The organism is Ilumatobacter nonamiensis YM16-303 (genome assembly GCF_000350145.1).
In the GTDB taxonomy this organism is placed as follows: Bacteria; Actinomycetota; Acidimicrobiia; order Acidimicrobiales; family Ilumatobacteraceae; genus Ilumatobacter_A; species Ilumatobacter_A nonamiensis.
Map to the genome: position 1 here is coordinate 1 of NZ_BAOL01000294.1, position 5,459 is coordinate 5,459.

At 67.8% G+C, this 5,459-nt stretch carries 5 protein-coding genes and 1 pseudogene; 1 reads left to right on the forward strand and 5 read right to left on the reverse strand.

From position 1 onward, the window contains the following. Positions 1-42 precede the first annotated feature (42 nt). Positions 43-657: a DNA-3-methyladenine glycosylase I gene (locus tag ON45_RS19900; protein WP_040496426.1), complete on the reverse strand. Its 615-nt coding sequence runs from the start codon at positions 655-657 to the stop codon at positions 43-45. A gap of 5 nt (positions 658-662) precedes the next feature. After that, positions 663-1,496, reverse strand: coding sequence for an acyl-CoA thioesterase (locus ON45_RS19905; RefSeq protein WP_051063475.1), 834 nt, complete (start codon positions 1,494-1,496; stop codon positions 663-665). A 75-nt stretch (positions 1,497-1,571) separates the two neighbouring features. Between ON45_RS19905 and ON45_RS19910 the strand changes: the two genes are divergently transcribed. Then, entirely contained in the window at positions 1,572-2,846 is a 1,275-nt protein-coding gene (locus ON45_RS19910; protein ID WP_040496421.1) for an alkyl sulfatase dimerization domain-containing protein, read from the forward strand. Between the two features lie 55 nt (positions 2,847-2,901). On the opposite strand, the gene bmt is transcribed toward ON45_RS19910, so the two are convergent. The 3 genes and pseudogenes from bmt to ON45_RS19925 form a co-directional block, all read right to left on the reverse strand. Beyond that, entirely contained in the window at positions 2,902-3,894 is a 993-nt protein-coding gene (gene bmt / locus ON45_RS19915; protein WP_040496423.1) for a betaine--homocysteine S-methyltransferase, read from the reverse strand. Beyond that, a complete protein-coding gene (trmB, locus tag ON45_RS19920; RefSeq protein WP_040496424.1) occupies positions 3,891-4,625 on the reverse strand; it encodes a tRNA (guanosine(46)-N7)-methyltransferase TrmB in 735 nt (244 codons plus the stop codon). Before trmB ends, bmt begins: the two co-directional genes overlap by 4 nt. Before the next feature lie 49 nt (positions 4,626-4,674). Next, positions 4,675-5,459: pseudogene (locus ON45_RS19925) on the reverse strand (hypothetical protein); the annotation flags it as partial.

Genomic DNA, 5,459 nt, shown 5'->3' on the forward strand with positions numbered 1-5,459 from the left:
CACGGAGCGCGGGAACTGTTCACGAGAACGAGACTGCGGGAGTCAGGTCGGGCGGAGGGTGCGGTTGTCGAGGAAGTCTCGACGTTCGGACTCGCAGGCGGCATGGACGAAGCACACGTCGTCGTGGTCGTTGGTCAGACCTTCGGACTGCATGAACGCGTACGCCGTCGTCGGGCCGACGAATTTCCAGCCGCGCCGTTTCAGTTCCTTCGACAGTGCGGTCGAACGGGCCGTCACCGCGGGGATGCCCCCGTCGTCGGTCCGCTCCGGATCCGTGACCGCCCAGCTCCAGATCCAGTCGACCAGCGATCCCTCCGCGTCGACCAACTCGACCGCGCGCTGCGCGTTGTTGATTGTCGCTTCGATCTTGCCGCGGTGGCGGATGATCCCCGCATCGCCGAGCAGTCGGTCGATGTCGCTCTCCCCGAAGCGCGCGACCTGCTCGATGTCGAAGCCGGCGAACGCCGTGCGGAAGTTCTCCCGCTTGCGCAGGATCGTGATCCAGCTGAGCCCCGACTGGAAACCCTCGAGGCAGATCTTCTCGAACAGCCGCGTCGGATCGGTCGTGGGCCGTCCCCACTCGTGATCGTGGTAGTCGAGATACAGCGGGTCGTCGGTCGGCCAGCCGCATCGAACGGGATCGGTCGCGTCGGCCATCGGGTTCACGCGTTCCGGTTGCGCCGCAGCAGGATCTGCTGCGCGATCGTCGCGACGTGGGTGCCGTCGGCACGCAGCACGTCCCCGGTCGCGAGGCCGCGGCCGCCCGCGAGGCCGTGCGAGCGGGTGTCGAACCAGTGCCACTCGTCGGCACGCGACGGTCGGTGGAACCAGACCGAGTGGTCGAGGCTGGCGCCGACGAATCGTGTCCGATCGGTTTCGTCGTTCGCGAACTCGGGATGGGCCGACCGTCCCGCGCGGAACGGGGCGGCATCCGACATGAAGGTGAGTCCGCAGACGTGATTGACGGGGTCGTCGCCGAGGTCCGCCGTGAGGCGGATCCAGTAGCCGACCCGACCGTCGGGGAGATCCACCGCGCGTCGATCGAGCAGGGCTCCCCAGGAGTCATCGCGCAGCGCCGGGTCCGCGGGGTCGGGGAGCGCCGGGTCGAGTTCGGCGATCTGCGCGTCGGCTTCGTCCTCCGCGACCTGGAACGACACCGACGCGTTCAGGATCGCGCCGGCCGACTGGCGGGCGACCACCTGGCGGGTGGTGAACGAACGACCGTCGCGGAGTCGCTCGATCTCGAAGCGGATCGGCTCGTCCGGCGAGCCCGGGCGGATGAAGTACGAGTGGAACGAATGCACGGCCCGAGACGGGTCGACGGTGTGGATCGCGGCGCGCAGCGCCTGGGCGACGACCTGGCCACCGAACAGCCGACCACCCCACGGATACCGAGCGACGATGCCGACATAGGTGTCCGGCCCGTGCGGTTCCAATTCGAACAGGTCGGCGAAGTCGATCTTGTGGATCCGGGGGGCGCGCTGGTCGTGATCCATGCGTGAAGGTCTAGCGGATCGCCACGCGGGCCCCTGCCTCCCCACGGTGTCGGCCGCCTGACCTAGCATCGCGACATGGACGATCTCCTGGAACTCTCGGCGTCGATCATCGAGAGCGGCGACGTCTCCAAACCGTTCAACCGGATCACCAACGAGCTGAGCGAGGTGGACGACGGTCTCGCCGTGGTCGAGTCGTTCAGCCACAGCGTCGTGATCGATTCCGGGGACGGCCTCGTCGCGTTCGACGCGTCCCACGCGAACACCGGGGCGCAGGTCGTCGAGGCGATCCAGGGGTGGTCGTCGACGCCGGTGTCCCACATCGTCTACACCCACGGACACGCCGATCATGTCGGAGGGTCGGTCGCGTTCGATGCCGCCTACGGCGACCTCACGGTGGTCGGCCACGAGAACGTGCAGCGCCGCTTCGACCGCTACCGGTACACGAACGACTGGAACGTCCTGATCAACGCCCGCCAGTTCGGCGGCGTCCGCGGTGACTTCGCGATGGGCGACGGAGCGCCCGACTTCATCCCCACCGACACGCTGGAGCCGACGCGGGTGGTCGGCGCCGCCGACACGCTGGAAGTCGGCGATCGAACGATCGAACTCCACCACGCTCGCGGCGAGACCGACGACCACCTCTGGGGGTGGATGCCGGACGAGAAGTGGTTGTTCGCCGGCGACTTCGTGATCTGGAACTTCCCGAACGCCGGGAACCCGCAGAAGGTGCAGCGGTATCCGATCGAATGGGCGGCGGCGCTGCGCGACATGGCGTCACGCCGGCCCGAGATCCTGCTGCCCGCGCACGGCCTTCCCGTCGGCGGTGCGGATCGGATCGAGGAGATGCTGACCGACATCGCCGGCGCGCTCGAGGGGCTGGTCGCGGAGGTCGTCGAGAGGATGAACGGTGGCGAGGTGCTCGACACGATCATCCACTCGGTGGGCGTCGATCCCGACCTGCTCGCCAAGCCCTACCTGCGTCCGTTGTACGACGAGCCCGAGTTCGTGGTCCGCAACATCTGGCGCCAGTTCGGTGGATGGTGGGACGGTGCACCGAGCCGCCTCAAGCCGTCACCCGACGCACAACTCGCCGCCGAACTCGCTGCATTGGCCGGTGGCGCCGACAAGTTGGCCGCGCGTGCGGCCGAAGTCGCCGAGTCCGGCGACTTCCGACTGGCCTCGCACCTCGCGGACCTCGCCGGCTGGGCCGCCCCCGACGATTCCACCGTGCACGGGGTTCGCGCCGAGGTCTACCGGGAACGGCGCGCGCAGGAAACGTCGCTGATGTCGAAGGGCATCTTCGCCGGAGCGATGCGCGAGTCGAAAGCGGTCGCCGACCCCGACTCCTGAAACGCCCTCACCGACACAGCGATCGAAGGCGATGGCCATGTGGTCGGCGGCACCGCTAGTAGGAGGCGCCGGCGGGACCGCCGCCGCGGCGGCGACCGCGACGTTCGCGCGGTTTCGTCACCTGGCGTCGGACGGCGACCTCGAAGTCGACATCGGGCACGGGAATGTCACCGTCGAGCACCTCGCGCATCATCGCGAGGTGCTTCGGTGAACTCCCGCAGCAGGCACCGATGATCTGGATGCCGGCCTCGCGCTGACGTACGGCGTGGGCGGCCATCACCTCGGGCGAGCCGCTGTAGTGCAGGTCGGCGCCGTGCCACTCGGGCATCCCCGCGTTCGCCTTGCTCACGAGCAGGATGTCGGGGTTCGTCGAGCGCATTTCGATCAGTGCGGCTTCGGTGTCGGCGAGGTTGTTCCCGCAGTTCGCGCCGACGGCGTCGACGCCGAGTCCAGCGAGTCGGGTGACCGCTTCCTCACCGGTCACACCCATCATCGTGCGCCCCGCGGTGTCGTAGCTGAGGGTCGTGACGATCGGCAGATCGCTCACGGAACGGGCGCCCTCGACGGCGCCGACGATCTCGTCGAGGTGGCTCATCGTCTCGATCCACAGCACATCGGCGCCGCCGGCGTCGAGACCCTTGGCCTGTTCGGCGAACGCCTGCGCACACGTCTCGGGGGTCAACGATCCCATCGGCTCCAGCAGTTCGCCGGTGGGTCCCATCGAACCCGCCACGATGACGCGCCGGTCAGCTGCGTCGGCGGCTTCGCGGGCGACGCGCGCTGCTGCCTCGTTGAGTTCGATCACCCGACTGTCGAGCTGGTGCAGCTTCAGTCGGAAGCCCGTTCCGCCGAAGGAGTTGGTGAGAATGATGTCGGATCCGGCCGCCACGTAGTCGGCGTGGACCGCAGTGACCCGATCGGGGTGCTCGACGTTCCAGAGTTCGGGCGCACCGCCCGATTCGAGGCCGCGGGCGAACAACTCGGTTCCCATCGCACCGTCGATCAGCAACACACCGCGTTCGGCGATCAGGTCGTCCAGGATCGTCATGGTTCCAGTGTGCCGGAACTCGGGCGGACCCGTCGGTAGACGAGGTCGGTCGGTTCACGGCCCTCGTCGAGTCCGCGCTGTTCGAAGCGGGTGAGCGGACGGGAATCCGGTCGATCGACGACCCCGCCGACCAGCCGGGGTTCGGCGTTGCAGACCCGCTCCATCAGGGCGGCGTAGTCGGCGATGTCGGTCGCGAGGTGCAGTTCACCACCGACCGCCAACCGGTCGACGAGCGCTGCGACGATGTCCTCCCGAACGAGCCGACGGTGGTGCTGGCGCGTCTTCTTCCACGGGTCGGGAAAGAAGATCCGGATGACGGCGAGCGACTCCGGACCGATCCGTTGCAGGAACTGCACGAGGTCACCGTGCACGACACGGACGTGGGGCAGGGGGTCGTTCTCGATCGCATCGAGCACCGTGACGACGCCCGGATCGTGGACCTCGATGCCGACGACGTCGAGATCGGGCTGGACGCGCGCCATCTGAATCGTCGACTCGCCGTGCCCGAACCCGATGTCGAGCACCACGCCACGGTCGGGCTGTCGATCGGGTCCGAACACGTCGTCCCAGTTCAGAACCGGTCCGTCGAGGTCGATGCTCCACTTCGTGATCCACTCGTCGAACTCGCGCCGGCGCTTCGGCGACAGACCGCGCCGGCGCACCTTGAACGTCAGTGCGGGCCGGCTGACGGTGCGCGCAACCGGCTCCGGGAGGTCGGTCGCATCGGTCACGCGTTCGAAGCTACCGACGCCAGTGGATCGTCGAGTGGTCGTTTCTGCGTCAGTTGTTCGTGAGCCCCCCGAGCCCGTCGCGGAATGCGTTGAGACCTTCGATCAGCGACGACGTGAGACCTTCGAGTTCGGTCCCTTCGACTTGGATCGAGATCGGCACGTCAAGGTCGACGGGCACGTCGACGTTCACCGGGACCGTGATGTCGAGCGGGACGTCGATGCCGAACGGTCCGTCGATGGTGATCGTCGTCTCGACCTCCTCGTCGATCGGGATCGAGGTGTCGATCGGTACGTCGAACTCGATCGTCGTCGTGCCGAACTCCTCGAGGCCGGCGATCGCCTGGTCGAGTCCCTCGTCGATCGACGGGCCGAGTTCGTCGATCGTCTCCACGAACCCGTTGATCTGGGATGCGTAGAGAGCGGCACCGGACTCGACGCGGGCGAGGTCCTCCTGTGTCGTGGCGAGTTCGTCCTCGGTCGCCTGGACGCGCGTGAACATCCACGCCGTCGCGGCCAAGGACAGGATGAGCAGCACCGCGACCACGCCGAGGAGGACGGTCGTCGTGCGACCGCCCCGCACTCCGGAGTCGGAAGACTCCGCCAGGGCGTCGTCGTCGATCTCGTCTTTGACGAGCGGGAGTTCGTCGGTGTCGACGGCACTCTGCGACACGACGAACGTGTCGTGCTCGCTCGTGTCCTCGTCGTCACGCTCTTCGGTGACCTCGTCGTCGGACAGGCCGGCGGTGGTGGGGTCGGTTTCTTCGGTCATCAGGTTCTCCGGTGGTCGGTGATCTTCGGCATCTCGTGAACTGTTCCCGCGCTCCGTGCGCGAAC